Raw genomic sequence first — 19,211 nt, 5'->3', positions numbered from 1 at the left:
GGGGCCTGCCGGCCCCGCGCCCACATCGCTTCCGGAGTCTCATTCCCCCTTGTCGCCGAACCCGAACTCCGCCGACAGGCGCTGGGCGGCGGCCACGACCATGGGGGCGCACTCGGACAGCCGCGACCGGAACCGCGACTGCGGCCCGGCCACGCTCAACGCCGCGATCACGCAGCCGTCGTAGTCCAGCACGGGAGCCGCGATCGCCGCCGCGCCCTCCTGCCGCTCCCCCAACGACGTGGCGTAGCCGCGCTTGCGGATCAGCGCGAGTTCCTTGCGCAGTTTCGCGGTGTTGGTGACGGTCCGATCCGTCAGCGCGTCCAGATGACGCTGCGTCAGGTAGACGTCGATCTCCTCGTCCCCGAGGAAAGCCAGGATCACCTTCGACGAGGCGCCGGCGTGCAGCGGGTACGGGGTGCCCAACGCGACGTCGATGCGCAGATCCTGCGGCGGCACCACCTGGTCCGCGTAGAGCCGGGTGTCGCCTCGGCGTACCGACAGCGTCGCCGTCTCCCCCGACTCCGCGGACAGTGTCCGGAGTTCCGGCGCGGCCAGCAGCCGCAGGTCGGTCCGGGCCAGGTACGCCCGTCCCAGCGCGACGGCGGCCGGGCCGAGGGCGTACCGGCGCGTCGTGGGGTCGGCGCTGATGAGGCGGCGGCTGCGCAGCGCGGTGAGGATGCGGTGCACGGCGGCCTTGGTCAAACCGAGTTCGTTGCCGATCTCGGTCACCCCGAGATCGGGCTGGCCGCTGCGTCCGAACAACAGCAGCACGTCCATGGCCCGTTCGACCGACGCGACCGACCTGCTGCCGACCTCTTCCTGTTCGTCCGCCATGGTGGCCATCGTGTCCGCTCCGCCCCTTCTGCCGCGCCGTCCGCCCAGTGTATCCCCGCGCCGGGCCATGGTTTCCTCCTGCGGAACATCGGCCGTGCCGTGTGCCGGCGGAACCTGTCAGTGCTCGCGCAGCAGTCGCCCGGCGCCGTGGACGCGGTCCTCGATACCGTTGGACCGCAAGGCCATCCACCATGTCGCCGCGTTGATCGCGAGCACGGGTTTGCCGAGCCACCGCTCGGCCTCGTCGGCGAGGCCGACCATGGACAGGTTGGTGCCGCACTGGACGAGCGCGTCGACTTCCGGGGCGTTGAGTTCGACGAGGGCTTCGCGGAGCGTTCGCTCGTCCACGTGCGCGATCGACACCGCGGTGGGGCAGCGCAGGCCCTTGACCGCGACGACGTCGAACCCCAGCTCGGTGAAGAACTGCCGGACGTTGTCGTCGGCGATCGGCTGATAGGGCGTCACCACGGCGATGCGCCGGGCTCCGTAGAGTCGCAGCGCGCGCTCGCACGCTTCCGCGCCGGTCGTGACCGTGAGGCCGGTGAGGTCGTGGATCTGCTTGACGAAGGCGCGGTTTCCCTCGACTCCGCCCCAGAACGTCTCGGCACTCATGCCCATGACCATGGCCTCGGGCTCGCACGTGAGCACCCGTTCGCAGGCCGCGCCGATCTCCTCGCGGATCTGGGCCAGCAGGTGCTCGAAACCGGCGTCCCCGTCCATGTTCTGGTCCCGGATGTGGATCCGGGAGAAGTGTGCGGTGACCCCGGGGACGGTCATGCGGTAGAAGTCGGGTTCCACGATCGTGTTCGTGCTGGGCGCTATCACGCCGAACTTGCGCCGCCATCCGAGAGCGTCCGTCAAGGTTTCACCGCCGCTGGGTCGAGGGACGGGGGGCAGGAGGGCATGCGTCGGGCAAGGCGCCACGCGGCGACGGCGAACGCGCCCTGGGTGACGGTGTTGCAGAGCTGTTCGACCCATTGCAGGGCGATGGTCTGGTCGGAGCGGCCGGCCAGCGGGCCGAGGATCAGCATGCCCGCGAGCCAGCCGCCGAACAGCGCCGCGGCCGGGATGTCGCCGGCGTGCTTCGCCCTGAGCACCAGGGTCACCGCGGTCACGGTGCTCGCCAGGACGGTCAGGATCAGGGCCGGCCAAGTGTCGCGCAGCGCGGCCGCCGCACCGACCGCGGCCGCGCATGTGCCGAGGACGGCCCACAGCGGAGGCGTACGGCGCCGCGCCTCGCCTCCGACCGCGTCCCGGGCCTTGAGCAGCGCCAGGGCAAGGAGCGAGAACCCCGTGCCCAGGCAGGGGAACAGCAGGCTTTCGAGCCAGGTGTGGTCCGGTCCGTCGGCGGCGACGACGACCTTCCAGACGGCCTTGGCCGATCCGCCCAGGACGACCAGTGCCGCCCCGACGCGGGCCTCGGCGACGCCGCGCCCCGTGCGGGCGCCGGCGGGCCCGGAAGCGGCCAGATGGCCGACCAGGAACGCCACCCCCACACCGGTGAACGCCACGGGGACCAGGTCCTCCAGCGCGAGCGCGAGCGGATAGTCCTGCTCCGTCATGCCGCCGCTCCCGTCGGTGCGAACGGGTCCCGGTGGCGGAACGGAGCGGCGAGGAATCGCGCCATGGCCTTGCGGCGGGTCAGCCAGGCCACGCGTCCTCCGTTGGGCACGCCGGACAGCACGCGGTCCGCCAGCCACGGCGCGACGGTCTCGACCCGGTCCGCCAGGATGGCGAACACCTTGCGCGCCTTGGCGAACTCGGCGTCGGAGTAGTCGTGGGTGAGCAGGTCGGTCACCACCATGCCCGGCGACAGGTGGGCGACGCGCAGCGCGGTGCCGCGGTCCGCGACCTCCTTGGCGAGCGCGTCGGTGAGGTACGTCACCGCGCGCTTGGTGGATCCGTACACCGCGAGACCGGGGAGGGTGCGGCCGTCGGAGCCGAAGCCCTCCATGTTCCACAGGGTGCCGGAGCCCTGGTCGACGAAACCCTCAAGGGCGACCGCCGAGCCATGGGCGACGCCGAGCAGGTTGGCCGCGACCACGGTCCCGATGTCGTCGGCGGGCAGCTCCCACAGTGGCTTGCGGCCGGTCGTGGCTCCCGCGTTGTTGATCCACACGTCCACGCGTCCGAATGCCTCGGTCGTCGCGTCCCACAGCTTCTGGACCTGGACGCGGTCGGTGACGTCGGCGACCTGGCCGAGCAGCCGTTCGGGTCCCGCGGCGAGGACGTCCACCGCCCGGGCCACCGACGCCGGGCCGCGACCGCACACCGCGACCCGGCAGTCCCGGTCGAGAAGTGCGCGGGCGAGACCCAGGCCGATACCGCGGGTTCCGCCGGTGACGACGACGACCCGGCCGCCGGTCCCCTCGCTCATGCGGCGCCCTGCCAGGTCAAGACACCGTGGAGGACGTGCCGCAGCTTGTTGCCCTCGAACAGCTCGTACGCCACGGCCAGTTGCCTGCAACCTCGCATCCCCGGCTCGGTGTCCACCGCGAACTCCCGGCCCTTGACCTCCGTCGCGTCGCCGGCGAAGTGCCAGGTGGGGAAGTTCGCGCGGCCGAACGCCCGGGCGCTGCCCCACGCGTCGGGGCCCTCCAGGAACGAGCGCGTGCCGTCCCGCCGGCGCTCGACGGTGAACTCCCGGTCCAGTGCGCCGGACCACCGGACGCGGTGCCGCGTGCGCAACAGGTCGACGGGTTCGATCTCCATCGCGACGTCGACCTTGCCGGCCAGGGTCTGTTCGCAGGTCCACAACTCGCAGGTTCCCGAGTAGGAGCCGTGTTCCTTGGTGGGGAGGATGAACGGCACGGGTCCGCGGCGGGTTTCGGCGGCGACGAGCTCGGCGACCCGGGCGCGCACCCGATCGTCGGGCTCGTCCTCGGTGGTGCGTGTGTAGAGGCCGTTGAAGCAGCCCACGACCGTCCACCCCTGGTACAGCACGGACGAGTAGACCTGGGTCATGCCGTCGGCCAGCACCTGGTTCCAGGTGTTGAGCCCGACCTGCCACCCGGGGCCGTAGTAGCGGGCGTCGACGAACGAGCCGTACGGCTGCCCCGACCCGTGGAAGTCGGGCCCCGTGTACAGCCGGTCGTCGTCGGAGTCGACGACCCCGAACGCGAAGGGGGCCCCCAGACGGAATCGCCCCGCCAACGGGCCTCCCCCTTCGAGGGCGCCGTCCATGTAGTAGGTGGTGGCGCCGTCGCGGTACACGGAGGACCGCCGGATGTCCTCGAACCCCACCCAGGTGCCCTGTGCGTCGAACAAAGAGGGTTTCCCGTGCCATTCGCCGGCTATACGACGCTGCCAGACGCTGGGCCCGGTGGCTTCTGCGAAAGGGGCTTCGGCGGGAGGGGACTCTGCGAGAGCGGCTTCATCGGTGGGGGCGGCAGCGGATTCGGTGGTCACGACGGGTGTCCTCCTTCGGACGGCTCGTGCGGCGGTCCATCGATGAGCAGCGTGCGTATGCGGTCGGTCTCCTCGTCGCCGAGGAGGCGGGACACCTGGGTCCAGACCGGGTCGACCTCGCGGCTGAAGAGCCGACGGCGCAGCGTGCGGTCGCGCTCGGGCAGGTCGGTGTCGGAGAGGGTCTGGGCGGCGGGGTGGGGAACGCCCTTGGCGACGAGGTCGAGCCAGTGCTCCAGGTAGGTGTGCACGGGTTCGTGCGCGGCGGCGAACGCTTCCGCGGTCGCGCGGTGCACGAGCATCCAGGGCGACATCAGCGCCCGCTGGCGAGGACCGATGGCCGCCGCGGTCAGCCCCGGGATGGACCGCGCCCGGTCGAAAGCCTCGGTCAAGGGGGCGTATACCGCGTCCATGTACTCCACGTGCACGGCGAGGTCGGCGCGTTGCACGAGGTCGAGATGGAAGGCGTACGCCTCGCCGGTCGCCACGGAGTCGACGGTGAAGTGCGGGAGCCCGGAGTCGGCGGGACCGAAGGCGAACACCATGTGGCTGTCCAGACCGATCGGCGGGACGGTCAGGCCGATGTAGACCGCGTGCGCGACCGCGCTGCCGACGAACGTCCGCAGACGGCCGACCGGTTGCCCGTTCGGCGCGCGAAGCGGATCGTCCGAGACTTCGGTGAGGTCGGTCGCGTCGAGCAGCCGCGCCAGCACCCCGCCGCACAGCGTGGCGGGGGCGCCGGGGTCGCCGGCCGGCGTCGGGTCCGGTTCCGTTGCGGGGGTCACGCGGTGTCCTTCCCGGCGAATTCGTCCTGGTTCGTTCGGGCTTCGGGGTTCGCGGGAGGTGACGCGCCCACGTCCCGGCTCTTCTGTGCCCACGCGCGCGCCAGTTCCGGGACTGTGCGCCGTCCCGGTGAGGCGATGACGACGGCGTCGCGGCTCGGGACGTCGCCGCCGATGGTGTCGGCCGGTCCGACCTGCCAGCCGGACTCGGCGAGTTCGCGGCGCCTGCGGCGGTAGGCGACCGACACGAGGTCGGACTTGAGGTGCAGCTCGGCGGCCAGATCGACCGGCAGCAGCTCCGGGCGTACCGCGTCGACGACCGGCGCGTCCTCGCGGAAGATCTTCAGAACACGCTTGCGCGCGTTGGCGTCCGCCCAGCCGCCGGTGAAGAAGTCGCGCAGCGCGACCCACTTCACGAGCGTGGTGTTCTCGTCCACGGGGATGTTGGTGTCGTAGATGATCATGTTGCCGAGCGGCAGCCGCACGTGGAGCTTGATGAGGTTCGGCAGCATCCAGCCCGCGCTGACGGTGACCGGCGGGCGCTCGGTGAGGGTCCGGCTCCCTCGGTAGAGCCGGGACCACAGCCCCTTCGCGGCGGGCGGATGCAGGCGTACGGTGGCGAACGCGCTCCACTCGGTCTCGTCGAGCGTGTAGTCCTCGACCTCGGGCCGCTCGGGGTTGCCGAACGAGCCGGCGTGGACGAACGGCGTGTGCGCGATGTCGCAGCCGTTCTCCAGGATGCGCTCGTAATTGCTGTGCCAGAGGAACTCCCCGGTGACCGCGCGGAAGCTCCCGCCGTCCTGGACCAGGTCCGCGAACTCCGGCCATTCGGGGATCGGGGGCCGTTCGGCCTCGGGCAGGTCGCCGAGGAACACCCAGATGAATCCGTAGCGCTCCTCGACCGGGTACGCGTCGACGCGCGCCTTCGCCGGCACCGCGCGCCCGGGCGGGTTGGCGGGGATCTTCGTACAGGCTCCGTCGGCGTCGAAGCGCCAGCCGTGGTACGGGCACACGACGCAGTCGTCGGCCACGGTGCCGCCGGACAGCGCGGCGCCGCGGTGTGCGCACAGGTCGGACAGGCAGACGGTGCGGCCCGCGGCAGTGCGGAAGAGGACCAGCCGCTGGCCGAGGCAGACGACCGCCGTCGGCGTGCGTGCCACGCGTTCGGCGAACTCGACCGCGTACCAGAAGTTCTTGAACATGGCGTGCTCCTGCCGGGTTTCGTCCTGGTCTCGGAGGGACGGGTCAGCGCCTGCGGAACCGGGCGCCGTTCGGGTACGTGCCGTTCTTGTCGTCCGGATGAAGCCGGCACCGGGCGGCGGCGTCGCCGTCGAGGTGCGCCGCGCAGAAGTCCGCGACGAAATCCGCGAGGGTGTCGTGGACCGCGGTGTCGGACGCGCCGTCGTCGAGGAACGACCGTGCGGTGGTGGGATCGGGCGGATGGGCCGGGGCGAAGTGCCCGGCGTCCGGCAGCACGACGTGCAGGTGCTCGCCGGCCGCATCGGGCAGCGCCTCGTCGAACGTGCGCGCGACGGGGTCCGCGAGCATGTCGGACACACCGCCAGAGGTGTCGCCGTAGCGGTCGGCGCTGGCGGCGATCACGCCGTCGCGTCCCCCCGCGGCCAGCAGCACGGGCACGCCGGGCCGGACGGGGAGGTAGGTGTCCGGCGGCCAGCCGAGGGCCGTGGCGGCGCGGGTGTGCGCGCCGTACGCGAACACGGCCCGCACACCCGGGAGGTACTGGGCCGACTGCACCGCGAGGGTGCCGCCCGCGGAGTGCCCGCCCAGGGCGACGCGGTCGAGGTCGAGGAGCCCGGCGAGCGGCGTGTCGCCGTCGGGTCGGGCGATCTCGCCCAACGCGCCGAGCAGCGCTGCGGGCAGCGGCGTGGTGGCCCGTTCGCCGTACCCTCCCGGGACCACGGCGCCGACGTCGATCCCGGGGCCGGTGGCCGTCGCACCGTCCGGCATGACCGCCACGAAATCGCAGGTGACGGCGACCAGTCCGGCGTGGCACAGGCGGGTGGCGAGACGCCGGTAGGAGTCCTGGGGGACGTTGACGCCGGAGAGGAGCAGGACGACGGGATACGGCCGGTCGCGCGGGCGGGCGGGCACAATCCCGGTGAGCCGTTCGTGGTCCGAGCCGGACCGCAGCGCGGGGTAGTAGACCCGCAGATGTGCGGTGTCGTACGGCTCGGTGGCGCCGGGTACGCGGGTCGCCCGCCACAGGCAGCGCACCTCGCCGCGGGTCATCGGCCCGGCCTCGGTATGTGGCGGTCGCCGCCCCACAGGCCCCGTACGAGGCGTTCGGTCGTCTCGGCGCCGAAGTACCGCACGCCGAGAGCGTTGGCCGGGTCGCGTTCGGAGATGTTGCGTCGGACGGCGAGGTCCGCTGCGGCGAGCGCGGCCCGCTCGTCCGCCGCCACCGGCTCGGCCTCGTCGACCCAGCCCAGCCACCGGTCCACGTGGGCGTGCGCCAACTCCGCGACCAGTGCCAGGTATTCGTCGGTCGTCGGCATGGAGTAGCAGTAGGCGGTGGGCGACAGGCTGGCGCGGATGAATCCGGTGGGGCTGGTGAACCACGCGAGCTTGTCGTACTGCTGCCGGACCCGTAGCCAGTCGTCCTCCAGCGGGGCGTAGTAGCGGTCGTAGTAGTCGCCGTCCGCGAGGAGTGGGGTGCGCGGCAGTGCGTCGAGGTAGAACCAGCCCTCGGGCCAGACCAGCAGCGCGATGCCGAGGTGGGGGACGCGGACCTGCGGGCCGAGCCAGACGGTGAGATGCAGGTTGGCGAAACTGGCCGTGGGGTTGCCCAGCCAGGAATGGACCATCCAGTCGACCTCGGGCCCGGTGTACGCCTGGAGGCTGCCGCCAGGCGAGTCGGGCGGGCTGCCGAAGGTGGCCAGGTCGCGGGTCGACGGGTCGAGGGTCAGCTCGAACCGTGCGTCGATCTTGGCTTTCAGTTCGGCGAGCAGGGCCTGCCAGGCGCGGAACGTCGGGGTGACGTCGACCACCGGGGAGTCGTCGAGCATGGTCGCGACGTGGCGAACCGTCTCCGTCATGGGCGCGGTGCCTTTCCGTTGGGGCGGTGGGTCGGGGTCTCGGTCTGGTCCTCGGGACCCGCCGGCGTGTCGGGCCGGCGGCCGAGTCCCGTGTCGGGGCGGTCCTCGGCACCCGCTGACGTGGCGGTCAGCACGTGGGCCAGCCGCCACGGGCGGCCGTCCACGAGGTCGGTACCGCGGGAGACCAGCCGGTTCGCGGCCTGTGCGGGACGGATGTCGGCGGTGGTGGCGCTGCCTTCGGCGTACGTGACCTGCGGGTGGCTGATGCGGCCGGTGAACGGGCCCTCCCAGGGGGTCCACAGGGTGAAGTCGGCGGTCAGCGACATGACCGCGCCGGTGCCGTGCCCGGAGTGCGGTGCGCGGCCGGCGGCCACCACGTTCAGCCGGTTCTCCGCGGCGCGCTCGGGGAGGCCGAGCGCCAACTCCCAGTCTTCCCGGGGGTTGAAGGGCACGGCCACGACCTCGGCGCCGGCCAGGACGGCGAGCCGGAACGTCTCGGGGTACAACGAGTCGTCGCCGACGACGACGGCGAGGCGTCCGAAGGGCAGGCGGGCGACGTGGACCCCGTCTCCGTGGTGGTCGGCCCACGCGGCGTGGCGGGCGCAGCGGTGGAGCTGCGGCTGCCGGTGGACGACGCCGCGTGGGCCGACGACGTAGCCGTGGTGCGCACGGCCGTCGGCGGACGGCAGGCTGCACACGGCGTGGGTGGGGCCGTCGGCGAGGACGGCGGCCAGGGTCTTGAGCACGGAGGCCGGGTCGGGTGTGTCCTCGGCGGACACGAACAACCCGTTCTCATACGGGAACAGCTCCGGGAGTACGGCCAGGTCCACGGCGTCGCGGACCGCGTCGCGGAGCAGTTCGGCGGCGTCCTCGACCGCGTCGGCGCCGGTCCCGGTCGGGCACAGCACGCGGGCGACGGCGCGGTCCGCGCCGGGCGCCTCGGTCGGCGGCGCGGACGGGGCGGCGATCGGGGAGTACAGCCGTGGACGGCGCGACGCGAAGACGTCGGTGCCGTCCGAGCGGGCTTTGTCGTCGGCGGCGGCCGGCTCGATGTCGGCGACGACAACGGCCTCCCCGGTGCGCGGAGCGGTGGCGACGACGGTTCCGTCGGGTGCCACGATGCGGCTCTCCCCCGCGCCGTGCAGCCAGGCGACGGGGATGCCGAGTCCGGCGGCGACCGTCTCGGCGACGTCGTCCGGGACCAGGGGACCGACCTTGTTGGCGGCCACGACCCACACACGGTTCTCCGCCGCGCGGACCGGTACGTGGAGGGAAGCCTCGTCAACGGCAAAGGAGTTGAGGCTGTTGAGGAGGACCTGCGCGCCGCGCACGGCAAGGCCGCGCGTGGTCTCGTTGTAGACGCCTTCGAGGCACGCGTACATGCCCAGGCGGCCGTACGGTGTCTCGACGACCGGCCCGAGTTCGTCCGCCGGGTCGAGTGCGTCGCGTTCCGCGCCCATGAGGACCTGCTTGTCGGCGCGGGCGACGAGCGTGCCGTCCGGGCCGTGCAGCACGCTTGTCGCCATGGTGCGTCGGTCCGCGCGGGCGTAGGTTATGCCGGTCTTCACGTAGACGCGGTGCAGGGCGGCCCGTTCACCGAGGGCGGTGAGGAACTCGTCGCCGTCCCGGCAGGCGGCGTAGTGTGCGGCGGCACGGTCGGCGTACCACGACAGGTGGTTGCAGAACTCGGGGAGCACGATGATCTCGGCTCCGGCCGCGGCGGCCTGGTCGATCATGCGGAGGCAGGCCGCGAGGTTGTCGGCGCGATCGGTGCCGACCGCGAACTGCACGGCCGCGACGCGGACCTTCGGCGCGGTGCCGTCACTGCTCATTGCCACTCCCCACGGACATCCAAGGTGATTCCCCTAGCGGAACAGCGTTTCCCAAACATACACTCGCAGCCCACGGCGCGACAGACGCCGACTGTTACGAGGAGGTGTCGACGTGATATCCCACGTGGTGCTGATGCGGTTCGCCGAAGCCGCCGACGCGTTCCGCGCCCGCGAACTCCTTGAGGGCATGCGCGACAAGGTCACGGAGATCGCGTCCCTCACGGTCGACCTGGACCTGTCGCTCACCGAAGCGGGCGGCAGCGCACCGCTCCCCCGCTTCCACCTGCGCCTGGCCACGACCCACGTCTCCGCCGACGATCTGCGCGGCTACCAGGACCATCCGGCGCACCTGGAGGCCGCCGCCTGGCTCCGCCCACGACTGGCCGACCGCGCCGTCGTGGACAGCCTGTTCGCGCCTCAGACCGCCTCCGTCGACGGGTAGGCGCCGGGTGCGGCGCCACGGCCGTCCGCGCGAAAGGCCGCCGGGGCGTGCACGGCGCACGTCTGGACGTAGGAGGCCAACCCTTCCTCGCCGTACTCCCGCCCGTGGCCGCTGCGTTTCACCCCACCGAAAGGCGCACGCGGCGACATTCCCGTGCGGTTGTGGTTGTTGACGAACACGAAGCCCGCCTCGACCCTTCGCGCGACCGCGAACGCGCGCTCCTCGTCCGCGCTCCACACCGAGGCGGCCAGGCCCAGTTCACCGGCGTTCGCGCGTGCCACGGCCTCCTCCTCGTCCTCGTAGACCAGCAGCGGCACGGTCGGGCCGAACTGCTCCCGCGCCACCGCCGGAGCGTCGTCGTCGAGCCCCAGCAACAACGTGGGCGGCACGAAGTAGCCGGCCGAGAGATCGGCGTGCGGGTGTACGGCTCCCAGCTCGACCACCTCGGCCCCGCCGACACGGGCGTCCGCCACCAGCGACCGGAGCCTCTCGCGCGCCTCGGCGGTGACGACCGGGCCGATGGTCACCCCGCCGGCAAGCGGGTCGCCGAGCAGCAACACCCGCTCCGCGGCCGCCCGATACGCCTCGACGAAATCGCCGAGGCGCGCACGGGGGACGTACAACCGCTTCGCGGCCATGCAGACCTGCCCCGAGGTGGCGAACGACGCCATCACCAGACGATCCATCGCCTCATCCGGAAGATCGGCGTCCGCGAGCAGCAACACCGGGTCGTTGCCGCCGAGTTCGAGCGAAACCGAGGTGAGCGACCCCCCGGCCGCCGCGCCGATCGCGCGCCCGGCGCGGTCGCCTCCCGTGAACGCCACACGGCGTACCCGCGGGTGCGCGGCCAAGGACAACGTGGGTTCGACGCCTCCGTGCACCACGCCTACAAGGCCGGACGGGAGCAGTTCCGACAGAAGGCGGACCAGGCGGTCCGCGGCCAACGGCGCAAGTGGTGAGGGCTTGACCACCACGGAGTTTCCGGCCGCCAGCGCCGGAGCGAGCTTCGTGACCGCCAGGATCACCGGCGCGTTCCACGGCGTGACCGCGGCGACGACCCCGTACGGGGCGCGCCGGAGAAGCAACCGACCGGAGGTGTCGTCGACCTCGCGGTCCGCCAGGAGACGCGGGGCCTGCCCGGCGTACCAGCGCAGCACCGCCGCGGCGTAGCCGATCTCCCCCGACGCGTCGGCCAGAACCTTCCCCGTTTCCCGGGACAGAAGACCGGCCAGCGTCGGCCTCGCGTCGTCCAGGGCGTCCGCGGCGCTCCGCAGCGCCGCGCACCTCTCCTCGACGTCGGTGCGGGCCCAGCCCCGCTGCGCCTTCTCCGCCCGGCGGACGACCGCGTCCACCGACGACGCGTCGTCGGCCGCGACCTCACCGACAACCTCGGTGTATCGCGCGGGATTCTCGCGGACCACCCGCGGCGCGCTCATGCGGCATCCGGCCGCAGTGACGCGATCATGGAACTCCGCAGCAGGTGCTCACGGGCGCGCCGCGGATCCGCGGCGAGCGCCCGCAGGTCGTCGCGGTGTGCCGCCCGGGCGTCCGGGTCGCGGGCGCGCAGCCTCTGCCAGTTGGCGTGCGAGGCGGCTCCGACGTACTCCCGCGCCACCGCACGGCGGCGCGCCGCGGCCTTGTCGAGGACGGTCTCGGGCATGCCGCCCACGACGTCCGCCAGGGCCCCGGCGAGCTCGACCGCGTCGTGGATGCCGCTGTTCATCCCGAGGCCGCCGAGCGGGTTGTTGACGTGCGCGGCGTCACCGGCCAGCAGCACGCGGCCGACGCGGAAGTCGCCCACCACGCGCTGGTGGACCCGGTAGACGCTCGCGTCCCGGACGTCCCAGTCGCGCCCGAGGTCGGCGACCGAGCGCAGCCGCTCCTGGACCCGGGCGGGCGCGGTCTCGACGGCGTCGGCGGCGTCGGAGACGACCGGGAACAGGACCCGCCAGTGGTCGGGAGTGCGCAGGACGACCAGCCACTCGTCCGGGTCCAGGACGTAGGTGACCAGCGCCAGGTCGGGTAGCGCGTCGCGCAGCTCGTCGGCGACCGACAGCACCAGGAACCGCTCGGGGTAGGTCGTGCCCGCGAACTCCTGGGCCACCTGCCGACGCACGGCCGAGTGCGCGCCGTCCGCGCCGATCAGCCAACTGCCCGGCACCGTACGGCCGTCGGCCAGACGTACGACGACGTGTCCGGCCGCCGGCTCGACGCCGGTCACCCGGGCGCCGAACTCCACCGTGCAGCCCGGCAGACGCCCGAGTTCGGCGAGGAGAACGGGAGTGAGCTTGTTCTGCTCGCACTGGAGGCGGTACGGGAACGGCGTGGCGTCGGCCAACAGCGCGAGGTCCAGCTCCGCGACGACCCCTTCGGCACGGTCGCGGTACTGGAACACCGGGGCGCGCAGGCCGCGTTGATGCAACTGGGCGGACACACCGAGGTCGTCGAGCATCTCGATGGTCGGCGGGTGGAACGTGGAGGCGCGCGACTCGGAGGAGAGTCGTTCACCTGCTTCGAGCACCGTGACCGGGACACCGCGCCGGGCGAGGGTGAGGGCCGCGGTCAGACCGACGGGTCCGGCTCCCGCGACGAGCACCGGCGGCGTCACGCCCCACGCTCCGGTGTCCTTCGGTGCAGGGCGAGGTGGTTCTCGGTGCCGACGACGCGCGCGCCGGTGAAGAAGCGCAGCGTCTCGACAGTGCCTTCCTCACCCAGGCCCGACATGCCCCATGCCGGCCTCGGGGTGTCCATGTGCAGGCTCATGACGCTGGAACCGTTGACCTTCACCTCGCCGGCCCGCACGCGGGCGGCCACGGCCAGCGCGCGTTCCTCGTCGGTGCCGGCGACGTAGCCTTCGAGCCCGAAGGACCCCGTGTTGGCGATGTTCACCGCCTCGTCGAGGTCGGTGTAGGTGTGGACGGTTGCCACGGGTCCGAAGATCTCGTCCGGCGCGGCGGCCGGCGGGACGCCGGTGATCAGCATCGGCGGAAGGTGGTTGCCCCGCTCGGGCACACGGGTCCAGGAGAGCGCCTTGGCGCCGTCCATGGACGCGAGTTTCGCGGCTTCGTCGCGTACGAGCGCGCGGTGTGCGCTGTGCACGAGTGGCCCGTACTCGGTGGCCTCGTCCGTGGACTCGCCCACGCGCAGTGCGGCGAGTTCCGCGCCGATCGCGTCCAGGAGCGGTTCATACCGGGCGGCGGGCACGACGAGGCGCCCGAGGGCCCGGCACCATTGGCCGTTGAGCGTGGTCAGGAGGTCCGCCGCCATCGCGGCGGCGTGTGCCACGTCGGCGTCCGGCATCACGATCAGCGGGTTGCAGCCGCCGAGTTCGAGCTGGGCCGGGGCCAACCTCTCGGCACAGGATCGGCCGACGGCGACGCCGCCCCGGGCGCCGCCGGTGAAGGAGACGGCGCGGATCCGCGGGTCCGCGGCGAGTGCCGCGCCGGTGACGCCGTCACCGTGCAGGAACTGGAAGCAGGCGTCCGGGAGTCCGCGGTCGGCGAACACCTCCGCCACGGTCTGCGCGAGGAGTTGGCTGCCGTAGGGGGCGAACTCGCTGGGTTTGAGGATGACGGGGCAGCCGGCGGCCAGCGCGCTCGCCACCTTGTGGGCGGCCATCGGCGCCGGGGCGTTCCACGGCACCAGGCACAAGGCGGGGCCGAGCGGCAGGCGGTGCACCTGGACGGCGCGGCCGTCGGGGCGCGTAGGGTCGTCGCGCAGTACCCCGTCCCGCAGTTGCGAGGCCGCGAGGCGGAACGAGCCGCTGGTGACGACCCCCAGGAGCCGGGTCTGCGCGATGGGTACGCCGGTCGCGAAGGCCTCCAGCGCCGCTATGTCGGAGAGCTTCGCGTCGACCGCCTCGGCGACCGCGTCGAGCACGTCGGCGCGGGTCCCGGTCCGTGCCCAGGCCCCGTCCGCGGCGAGGTCCGCGGCGGCGGCGAGCGCCTGTTCGACGCGGTCGGGTCCGCTTGCGTGGCCCGGTCCCAGCACGTCGCCGGTGGACGGGTCCTCAAGCATCAGGTCGGGAAGCTCGTCGGCGCAGTCCCGCCAGGCCCCGGCGACCAGGTCGCGGGCGGGCGGCAGGGCCGGCGACAGGGTCGACTCGGCCGCGGCGCTCATGGGGACACCACCGCGAAAAGGTCGTTCTCCCGCGCTGTCGTGACCATTTGGGCGGCCTCCAGTCGACCTCGTTCGGCGGGGAACGTCATCACGAGTCCCATGGCGAGGTCCCGCAGCGTACGCCCGATCACGCCGTCCATGGTGGCCGCGGAGGTCCCGCAGCACTTGAGCGCGCCCACCGCGACCGCGAACGCCGCCTCGCAGACCGTGCCTTTGCCGAGGCGCCACTGCCGGTGTTCGTCGGCCTTGGGGCGCAGCGGCGGTTCCGAGGTCTCCAGGTCGATCTGGCGGCGCAGCCACAGATAGGACGTCTCCAGTTGCTGCGTCATCTCGCCGACGAGCACCTGGTGCATCGGGCTGGACGCGACAGGGTGTCCGGTGTCGGCGAAGCGTTTGGTGGTTATGCGGTGGAGCGCCTCGTCGTAGACGTTCTGCGCGGCGCCGACGTACACCGCGGAGATCGCGAGCTGGTTGCCGACGAAACTGCCCCGGCTGACCTTCAGCATGCGGGTGAACGCGCCTGGCAGTGTGAGGGCTTCGTCGGCGGGGACGAAGACGGAGTCCAGCTGGATGCCGTGGTTGGCGGATCCGCGCATGCCCAGTCCGGGTGCGGGGTTTCGTGAGGACACGCCGTCGGTCCCGCGGGGCACGAGGAAGACCGCGAGGCCGTCGGGGCTGTCGTCGCCTTCGACGCGTGCGGTCACCAGATAGGTGTCCGCGATGCCCGTGGCGCAGCCGAAGGACTTCTCGCCGTCGAGGAGCCAGCCTCCCGCGACCGGGCGTGCGGTGGTCGCGATGGCGATGTTGGCGCCGGCGCTCTTGGCGGACTCGCTGGCGAAGTTGGCGAGCCACGTGCCCGCCGCCATGCGGGTGAGGACCTTCTCGGCGAACGCCTCCACGACGGGCACCTCGTCGTCCGCGAACAGACCCGCGTGCACGGCTTCCAGCGGGAGGAGCCCGCGGGAGGCGCTGGTGTTGTGGAAGAAGTACGCCAGCGCGGTGGAGGGGCAGGCGGTGCCCATCGCGAACGTCGCCGCTGCCAGATCGCGCAGTCCGCCGCCGAGTCCTCCGTACCGGTGCGGGACCACGAGGCCGAGCAGCCCCGCGTCGCGGAGCGCGGTGACGTGCTCCCTGGGGAACGCCCCTTCGGCGTCGGCGCGTTCGGCGGCGTCCCGGAGCGCCGGGAGGACGGCCTCGACCCGGGCGGCGCGGTCCTGCTCCTCGGGCGACATCACGTCCAGGAGGCGGAGGGCGGTCAATCGGGGTCCCGTCGGCGCGGGCCCGCCCGGTACGGGCGCTGCCACGTTCACGTCGGTCATGTGGTCGGTCTCCTCCTGATGGCCGGTCCGTGCCAGGCCGGCGGCTCTTCGGTCAGGGCGCCATGTGGGCCGTACGGGCGGGTAGTTCGGCTCCCCAGACCTGTCTAAGCTCGTCGGCGGCGGCCATGAGCGCGGTGCGGTCGGCGGTGCTGGCGACGCCGAGTCGTGCGGCGAGGTACAGCAGATCCTCGGTGGGCAGGCGTCCGTCGACGCCGCCGAGGGTGGTGTCGAAGAGCCATGCGCCGCTCTTCATCGCGGTCAGCGCGTTGGCCATGCCGAGGCCGTTGTGCTCGCGCAGGGCGACGCGGACGGGTGTGGGGCGGGACCGGACGACGGCGTCCTGCACGACTGCGCGGACGTGCAGCGGGGAAGCCGCTTCGCGGCCTTCCTCCAGGCAGAGTTCCGCGCAGTCCAGATCCAGCGCTTCCTCGATGGCGGCGCGTACCCGGTCCGCGGCGCCTTCGGCGAAGGCGTGCGGGACGCGTACGACGACGTCGAGTCCGTGGGCGCGGGCCCCGGTCACGAGCGCGGGTGTGTCGCCGCCGGTCGGGCTGACCTCGATGACGCCGACACCGCGCGCCAGGGCCTCCGTGACATCGGCCGGGTCGCGGACCAGCGCGGTGCGGAAGGGAGTGGGCCCTGCCTCGGGGATGTGCGGCGCCGCGGCCAGGCTGATGCGGGTGCGGGCCCCGGCGGCACGTACCGCGGACGTCAGCGACTCCACGGTGGCGGGAGCGGCCCACCGGCCTGCGAGCGCCTCGGCGAGGCCGACGTCGGCGACGTCGACCGATTCGGGCAGCGGCTCGGCGATCTGCCCCCAGGCGCGGGAATGGTAGAGGAGCGGTGCCACCGAGCGGGCCCGGGAGGCGGATCTCACCCGGCCGACGAAGATGGTGTGGTCGCCGCCCGGGTAGGCGTGTTCGACGTCGCAGTCGAGCCATGCCACGGCGTCGGCGAGCACCGGCGCCCCGGTCGCGGCCGTCTTCCACCGGCCCAGGCCGAAGCGGTCGCCGACCGCCGGCTCCATCCCGGCGAAGGCCCGGCCGAGGCGCACCTGGTCGCGGGCGAGGATGCTCACGGCGAAGTTCCGTGACGCCTCGATGAGGCGGTGCGTCTGCTGCCGCCGGCCCACACACACGGAGACCAGCGGCGGCTCGACGCTCACGCTGCTGAGCGAACTCGCCGTCATCCCGTGCCGCGTGCCGCCCGCGGCGGTGGTCACGACGCCGACGCCCGTGGGCCACAGGCCGAGCACCTCGCGGAACACGTCGCGGTCCACGGGCATGTGTCCCCCTGCGGCTCATTGTTTCCTCAGTCGAAACGCTGTTGCCATGAACGTATGGGAGGTCGCCGACAGGTGTCAACGCGAACGGGCAAGTCGCACAGGTCCGATGCGAGCGGGGCGCGGAGTGGACGCGGCCGCGCCCGGGCCGATGGAGCCGGAAACTCGAATGGGAAACCTTGTTCCGCAAGAAGAAACTTGATTCGATGGCGGCCCACAAGTCCGACTGGGAGGTTCCCGTGCCCGAGCGTCCGTCCAAAATCGCCGCTGTCGCCGTCGCGGCGGCATTCGCCTGTACGTCCGGCGCACTGACCGCGGCCGCGGCCAACACCCGCACGTCCGCCGAGAGTTCGGCCGCTGCCCCGACCGCCTTCGGCACCCGGAGCGCGGTGTCCGCGTACGAGACCACCGTCGCCGGCGATCCCGCCACCGTCTACGCGCCGGCCACCGGAACGGCGCTGCCCGTCGCGCTGCTCCTGCAAGGCGCGAACGTCGGCCGCACGCAGTACGCGTCGTACGCCCGTGCGGTCGCGAGCCACGGCTTCGTCGTCGTGGTCCCCGACCACCAGCGCGTCATCTTCGGCACTCCGGGGCTCTACCCCGTCCAGGAACAGGCCGCCCGCACGGTCGCCTGGGCCCAGGCGGAGAACACCGCCGCCGCCAGCCCGGTCCTCGGACGGGTCGACACCGGCTCGCTGGTGCTCATCGGGCACTCGTTCGGCGGCGCCGCGAGTCTGTACGCGGTCCAGGGCCCTTGCCAGGTCCCCTTCTGCGTCCCGCCCGGCGAGGCGCGGCCCGCCGAGCTGAAGGCCGCGGTGGTGTACGGCACCAACACCGCCGACCCTGCGGGCGGCGGCGCGGCTCCGATCGACACCGGCGGCATCCCGGTCGCGTTCATCCAAGGCGGCCGGGACGGACTGGCGTCGCCGTCGCAGGCCGAGGCGACCTACGACGCGCTCGCGACCGGTCCGGCCTCGCTCATCACCGTGCCCGACGCGAACCACTACGGCCTCACCGACGTGCAGAACCCGGCGGGGAGCCGACCGGACCCGTCCGCGCAACCGCTGCCCCAGGCCGCGACGATCGACATCGCCGCGCGCTGGACCGCGCTGTATCTGCGGGCGCGGCTCGGGGACGGCTGGTCGGCGGCCTACCTGTACAGCGGGCTGGCGGACCTCGTCGACGCCAATGCGACGGTCCGCCACCGCTCCTGAGCGCGGGAGCCGGGCGTCCGGCGAGTGCGGGGGTGCGACCCAGGAGGTCGCGCCCCCGCCTGCCGTCGGCCCGTCCGCGTGCCCCATACGGGGACCGCGCACAGGCGCCGGGTACGGGTCCGCCCGACGCTCACCGCGCCACGGAGTCGTCGTCGGGAAGCGTCGCGAGCGGGACGTCGGCATCCTCGCGCGGCGTGATCCGCCGCCGGACGGCGAGGCCGAACAGGCACGCGACGAAACCCAGGCACCCGACGACCGCGAACGGCGCCGCCGGACGCCAGTGGTCGTACAGGTAGCCGCCGACGAGCGAGACGACCAGGATCCCCGCACTCCCGCAGAACGCGAACACGCCGTAAGCGGACCCGCGGACGTCCTTCGGCGCCTGCTGGGCCAGCAGCGGGCCGCTGGAGGTGATGCCGGCGACCTCGCCGAGCCCGATGGCGATCGCGACCGGCACCATTCCGGCACCCAGCGGGTCGTCGACCAGGAGCGCGCTGGAGTACGCCGCACCGGACAGGCCCAGGGCCAGGATCACCGCGTCCTGACGGCCGATGCGGTCGCTGATCCGGCCGAACACCGGTGCGCCGAACAGCGCCGCCGTCTGCGCGATCGCGACGACCAGGCCGGCCCGGGCGACCGCGTCCGCACTGCTCATGCCGCGGACCTGCTCGGCGTGGTCGCTGACCCACAGGGCCAGGAAGCTGCCCACGATGGCCAGGTCGGCGCGGGAGACGAACGCGGCGGCGTACGCGAGCGCGACGCCCGGGTCGCGACCGGCCCGTACGCCTTCACGGGCGAGCGTCCGGAGGGGTATGCGCCGGTCGACGCCGCTGACGCGGTGCGCGGACAGGCGCCGCGCGAGCACGGCCGCCAGGACCAGGATGAGTGCCGCGACCATCGCGAAGGCCAGCCGGGCGGCGTCGGAC

General features: G+C 72.9%; 18 protein-coding genes. 2 read left to right on the top strand and 16 right to left on the bottom strand.

All coding sequences use genetic code 11. The annotated features are described in order from the left end of the window. Positions 1 to 39: 39 nt before the first annotated feature. The 10 genes from ACRX5S_RS27650 to ACRX5S_RS27605 all read right to left on the bottom strand — a co-directional run bounded on the left by ACRX5S_RS27650 (position 40) and on the right by ACRX5S_RS27605 (position 9,909). Positions 40 to 834: an IclR family transcriptional regulator gene (locus ACRX5S_RS27650; RefSeq protein WP_436775831.1), complete on the bottom strand. Its 795-nt coding sequence runs from the start codon at positions 832 to 834 to the stop codon at positions 40 to 42. Between the two features lie 117 nt (positions 835 to 951). Further along, the gene (locus ACRX5S_RS27645) at positions 952 to 1,695 is read right to left on the bottom strand and encodes a maleate cis-trans isomerase family protein (RefSeq protein ID WP_436775830.1); all 744 of its coding nucleotides are present in this window, start codon (positions 1,693 to 1,695) and stop codon (positions 952 to 954) included. Then, entirely contained in the window at positions 1,692 to 2,396 is a 705-nt protein-coding gene (locus tag ACRX5S_RS27640; RefSeq protein ID WP_436775829.1) for a hypothetical protein, read from the bottom strand. Before ACRX5S_RS27640 ends, ACRX5S_RS27645 begins: the two co-directional genes overlap by 4 nt. Continuing rightward, a complete protein-coding gene (locus tag ACRX5S_RS27635; RefSeq protein ID WP_436775828.1) occupies positions 2,393 to 3,211 on the bottom strand; it encodes an SDR family NAD(P)-dependent oxidoreductase in 819 nt (272 codons plus the stop codon). Before ACRX5S_RS27635 ends, ACRX5S_RS27640 begins: the two co-directional genes overlap by 4 nt. Beyond that, positions 3,208 to 4,101, bottom strand: coding sequence for a hypothetical protein (locus tag ACRX5S_RS27630; RefSeq protein ID WP_436775827.1), 894 nt, complete (start codon positions 4,099 to 4,101; stop codon positions 3,208 to 3,210). The genes ACRX5S_RS27635 and ACRX5S_RS27630 overlap by 4 nt, the downstream gene beginning before the upstream one ends. Before the next feature lie 137 nt (positions 4,102 to 4,238). Then, entirely contained in the window at positions 4,239 to 5,024 is a 786-nt protein-coding gene (locus ACRX5S_RS27625; RefSeq protein WP_436775826.1) for a hypothetical protein, read from the bottom strand. After that, positions 5,021 to 6,223 (bottom strand): aromatic ring-hydroxylating dioxygenase subunit alpha, encoded by a 1,203-nt coding sequence (locus ACRX5S_RS27620; RefSeq protein WP_436775825.1) that lies wholly within the window; start codon positions 6,221 to 6,223, stop codon positions 5,021 to 5,023. The genes ACRX5S_RS27625 and ACRX5S_RS27620 overlap by 4 nt, the downstream gene beginning before the upstream one ends. Before the next feature lie 43 nt (positions 6,224 to 6,266). Further along, a complete protein-coding gene (locus tag ACRX5S_RS27615; protein WP_436775824.1) occupies positions 6,267 to 7,271 on the bottom strand; it encodes a hypothetical protein in 1,005 nt (334 codons plus the stop codon). Continuing rightward, the gene (locus ACRX5S_RS27610; RefSeq protein WP_436775823.1) at positions 7,268 to 8,077 is read right to left on the bottom strand and encodes a hypothetical protein; all 810 of its coding nucleotides are present in this window, start codon (positions 8,075 to 8,077) and stop codon (positions 7,268 to 7,270) included. Before ACRX5S_RS27610 ends, ACRX5S_RS27615 begins: the two co-directional genes overlap by 4 nt. Next, entirely contained in the window at positions 8,074 to 9,909 is a 1,836-nt protein-coding gene (locus tag ACRX5S_RS27605; protein WP_436775822.1) for a carbon-nitrogen hydrolase family protein, read from the bottom strand. Before ACRX5S_RS27605 ends, ACRX5S_RS27610 begins: the two co-directional genes overlap by 4 nt. A gap of 112 nt (positions 9,910 to 10,021) precedes the next feature. Between ACRX5S_RS27605 and ACRX5S_RS27600 the strand changes: the two genes are divergently transcribed. Further along, positions 10,022 to 10,351, top strand: a complete 330-nt coding sequence (locus ACRX5S_RS27600) for a Dabb family protein (RefSeq protein ID WP_436775821.1) — start codon at positions 10,022 to 10,024, stop codon at positions 10,349 to 10,351. Here the strand turns inward: ACRX5S_RS27600 and ACRX5S_RS27595 are convergent. From ACRX5S_RS27595 to ACRX5S_RS27575, 5 genes are read right to left on the bottom strand one after another with little or no spacing between them, the layout of a single operon-like run. Next, entirely contained in the window at positions 10,327 to 11,787 is a 1,461-nt protein-coding gene (locus tag ACRX5S_RS27595) for an aldehyde dehydrogenase family protein (protein ID WP_436775820.1), read from the bottom strand. The genes ACRX5S_RS27600 and ACRX5S_RS27595 overlap by 25 nt on opposite strands. Beyond that, positions 11,784 to 12,959: an FAD-dependent oxidoreductase gene (locus tag ACRX5S_RS27590; protein ID WP_436775819.1), complete on the bottom strand. Its 1,176-nt coding sequence runs from the start codon at positions 12,957 to 12,959 to the stop codon at positions 11,784 to 11,786. The genes ACRX5S_RS27595 and ACRX5S_RS27590 overlap by 4 nt, the downstream gene beginning before the upstream one ends. Further along, a complete protein-coding gene (locus ACRX5S_RS27585; protein WP_436775818.1) occupies positions 12,956 to 14,470 on the bottom strand; it encodes an aldehyde dehydrogenase family protein in 1,515 nt (504 codons plus the stop codon). Before ACRX5S_RS27585 ends, ACRX5S_RS27590 begins: the two co-directional genes overlap by 4 nt. Beyond that, the gene (locus ACRX5S_RS27580) at positions 14,467 to 15,789 is read right to left on the bottom strand and encodes an acyl-CoA dehydrogenase family protein (RefSeq protein ID WP_436775817.1); all 1,323 of its coding nucleotides are present in this window, start codon (positions 15,787 to 15,789) and stop codon (positions 14,467 to 14,469) included. The genes ACRX5S_RS27585 and ACRX5S_RS27580 overlap by 4 nt, the downstream gene beginning before the upstream one ends. A 52-nt stretch (positions 15,790 to 15,841) precedes the next feature. Beyond that, positions 15,842 to 17,074 (bottom strand): flavin reductase, encoded by a 1,233-nt coding sequence (locus ACRX5S_RS27575; RefSeq protein ID WP_436775816.1) that lies wholly within the window; start codon positions 17,072 to 17,074, stop codon positions 15,842 to 15,844. A 203-nt stretch (positions 17,075 to 17,277) separates the two neighbouring features. Between ACRX5S_RS27575 and ACRX5S_RS27570 the strand changes: the two genes are divergently transcribed. Beyond that, positions 17,278 to 18,285 (top strand): alpha/beta hydrolase family protein, encoded by a 1,008-nt coding sequence (locus ACRX5S_RS27570; protein WP_436775815.1) that lies wholly within the window; start codon positions 17,278 to 17,280, stop codon positions 18,283 to 18,285. Between the two features lie 130 nt (positions 18,286 to 18,415). Here the strand turns inward: ACRX5S_RS27570 and ACRX5S_RS27565 are convergent. Continuing rightward, positions 18,416 to 19,211, bottom strand: a 796-nt coding sequence (locus tag ACRX5S_RS27565) for an MFS transporter (protein ID WP_436775814.1), incomplete at its 5' end; no start/stop codon positions are given.

The sequence above is a fragment of the Yinghuangia sp. YIM S09857 genome (genome assembly GCF_051388915.1).
GTDB lineage: Bacteria > Actinomycetota > Actinomycetes > Streptomycetales > Streptomycetaceae > Yinghuangia.
This window is presented reverse-complemented; position numbering and strand designations above follow the sequence as displayed.

Excerpts from the sequence above, each read along its gene's own strand:
- ACRX5S_RS27650 (WP_436775831.1), bottom strand. The coding sequence starts at position 834 with ATGGCGGACGAACAGGAAGAGGTCGGCAGCAGGTCGGTCGCGTCGGTC.
- ACRX5S_RS27640 (WP_436775829.1), bottom strand. The coding sequence starts at position 2,396 with ATGACGGAGCAGGACTATCCGCTCGCGCTCGCGCTGGAGGACCTGGTC.
- ACRX5S_RS27635 (WP_436775828.1), bottom strand. The coding sequence starts at position 3,211 with ATGAGCGAGGGGACCGGCGGCCGGGTCGTCGTCGTCACCGGCGGAACC.
- ACRX5S_RS27620 (WP_436775825.1), bottom strand. The coding sequence starts at position 6,223 with ATGTTCAAGAACTTCTGGTACGCGGTCGAGTTCGCCGAACGCGTGGCA.
- ACRX5S_RS27615 (WP_436775824.1), bottom strand. The coding sequence starts at position 7,271 with ATGACCCGCGGCGAGGTGCGCTGCCTGTGGCGGGCGACCCGCGTACCC.
- ACRX5S_RS27610 (WP_436775823.1), bottom strand. The coding sequence starts at position 8,077 with ATGACGGAGACGGTTCGCCACGTCGCGACCATGCTCGACGACTCCCCG.
- ACRX5S_RS27605 (WP_436775822.1), bottom strand. The coding sequence starts at position 9,909 with ATGAGCAGTGACGGCACCGCGCCGAAGGTCCGCGTCGCGGCCGTGCAG.
- ACRX5S_RS27595 (WP_436775820.1), bottom strand. The coding sequence starts at position 11,787 with ATGAGCGCGCCGCGGGTGGTCCGCGAGAATCCCGCGCGATACACCGAG.
- ACRX5S_RS27585 (WP_436775818.1), bottom strand. The coding sequence starts at position 14,470 with ATGAGCGCCGCGGCCGAGTCGACCCTGTCGCCGGCCCTGCCGCCCGCC.
- ACRX5S_RS27580 (WP_436775817.1), bottom strand. The coding sequence starts at position 15,789 with ATGACCGACGTGAACGTGGCAGCGCCCGTACCGGGCGGGCCCGCGCCG.
- ACRX5S_RS27575 (WP_436775816.1), bottom strand. The coding sequence starts at position 17,074 with ATGCCCGTGGACCGCGACGTGTTCCGCGAGGTGCTCGGCCTGTGGCCC.
- ACRX5S_RS27570 (WP_436775815.1), top strand. The coding sequence starts at position 17,278 with ATGGCGGCCCACAAGTCCGACTGGGAGGTTCCCGTGCCCGAGCGTCCG.